Source organism: Streptomyces calidiresistens, assembly GCF_014141525.1.
In the GTDB taxonomy this organism is placed as follows: Bacteria; Actinomycetota; Actinomycetes; order Streptomycetales; family Streptomycetaceae; genus Streptomyces; species Streptomyces calidiresistens.
In genome coordinates, this window is record NZ_VKHS01000908.1 from 1 (window position 1) to 2007 (window position 2007).

Genomic DNA, 2007 nt, shown 5'->3' on the forward strand with positions numbered 1-2007 from the left:
CCGAACGGAGCCCCCACCTCACCGACATCCGGGGAGAGTTGCGAGCGGGAACCCCCGTGGACGCCACCGGTGCGAACCCCTCCCTCCCCAGCCGTCACACTCTCCCCACCGGTCCCCACCGAACCTCCCCGGGAAATCCGTTGCGAAAGCGATACCCGCGTTCCCGGGGACACGCCCCGCCCCGCACGGCAGACTCGGCCCCCAACCGGACCGGTCCCGACCGGCCCGGACCGACCGGGGGACGACACGCCGGTCACCGACGTCCGCCCGCCCACCCCGCGGCGCGGCCGGCGCCCCCGGGGGCGGGCACACCACCCCGGACCGGTGCCACCCGTCGGCCCGCGCCACAGCCCGGCACCGACCCCTTCCCCCGGCCAGACCACGGAAGACCAGGGGGTTGTGGAACGTGAGACGACGAGACTTCATCGGCGCCGCCGCCGGCCTGTTCGCCGCCGGCGCCCTGCCGGCCTGCGGCTCCCGGGAGGCGGACCCGGGTGGATCCGGCGACACCCTGCGCCTGGTCGCCGTCGAGCACGGCTCCGACTCGGCCACCGGGAGCACCGAGAGCTTCTGGAACGAACTCGTGCGCGGCTTCCGCCGCGACCATCCCGACCTCATGATCGACGTGACCGTCTTCCCGCCCGACGAGGCCGACGCCCGCGTCGCGGAGATGGTCGCCGCCGGCAACCCACCGGACATCGCCCAGCTCGGGGCCTACGCCGAGTACGCCCACGCCGATCTGCTCCACCCCGCCGGTGACCTGCTCACCCTCCCCATGCAGTCCGACTTCCTCCCCGGCCTCGCCCGGGCCGGGGAGGTGCGCCACGTCCAGTACGGCCTGCCCTACGTCACCGACACCCGTCGCCTCCTGTGCAACCGCGACCTCTTCGAGAACGCCGGCCTCGACCCGGACGAGCCGCCCGCCACCCGGGAGGAGCTGCGCGAGGCCGCCGAGGCACTCGCCGCATCCGGCGTACCCATCCCCTACGGCCTGCCGCTCGGCCCCGAGGAGGGCCACGCCGAGGCCGCGATCTGGATGCTCGGGGGCGGCGGCGGTCTCACCCGCTCCGGCGGCGGCTACGCGATCGACTCCGAGGAGAACATCGGGACCTTCACCTGGCTGCGCGACGAACTCGTCCGCACCGGCCTCACCGGCTCCGGCGACCCCGGCACCACCGACCGGCGCGAGATCTACCGCGGCTTCGGCCGCGGCGAGGTCGCCATGATGCACGCCCACCCCACCTTCCTGCGGCAGGCCCAGCTCTTCGACATCGCCTACACCACCGGCCCCGTCCCCGGCGTGGACGGGCCCTCCGAGGTCACCCTGGGCGCCGTCGACTGGCTGATGGCCTTCAACGGCAACGACCGGCTCGACTCCATCCGCACCTTCCTGGGCCACGTCTTCGCGACCGAGCACGTCGTCGCCTTCGCCGACCGCTACCACCTGCTGCCGGTCACCGTTCCCGCCATCGAGCGGATGCAGGTCAGCGATGAGCACACCCGCTTCCGGCCCTTCCTCGAACAGCTGCCCGTCGCGCGTCCCTTCCCGGTCGGCAAGGTGAGCTGGGCCCGCGTCTCCGGCGAGATGCGCCGCACCATCGGAGAGGCGGTGCGACCGGACAACGACCCCGCCCGGGTGCTGGCCGCCCTCCAGCAGTACGCCGAACAGCAGGAGGCCGGGGGCTGAGAACCCGCCGCCGGGGCACCGACCGGACGACCCCCACTCCACCGGACACCCGCGCCGGGAGGGGGCGGGCCCGGGGGACCGCGCCCGCTCCTCCCGGCCCCCGCCACCGGGCCGCTGTCGGCCGACGCTCCTAGACTGGACCGGTGAGCAGCGCCGGCCGACCCGAGCACGCCGGGCGGTCCGGGGACCCGGACCGCCCGGCGGCCGGTGCCCGTCCGCGGCGCCACGGGCGGGTGCCGGCGGCCGGTCCCGAAGCCGCCTCCCCCGGCGGCCCCGACACCCCGTCGGAGGCCCCCGACGGGAGGGGGACCGAGCCGCAG

At 75.6% G+C, this 2007-nt stretch carries 1 protein-coding gene; it reads left to right on the plus strand.

What is annotated here, in order from left to right; genetic code table 11:
* Positions 1 to 406: 406 nt before the first annotated feature.
* Complete coding sequence (locus FOE67_RS24005) at positions 407 to 1687, plus strand: extracellular solute-binding protein (RefSeq protein ID WP_182666929.1); 1281 nt, start codon at positions 407 to 409, stop codon at positions 1685 to 1687.
* The last annotated feature ends 320 nt before the right edge of the window (positions 1688 to 2007 follow it).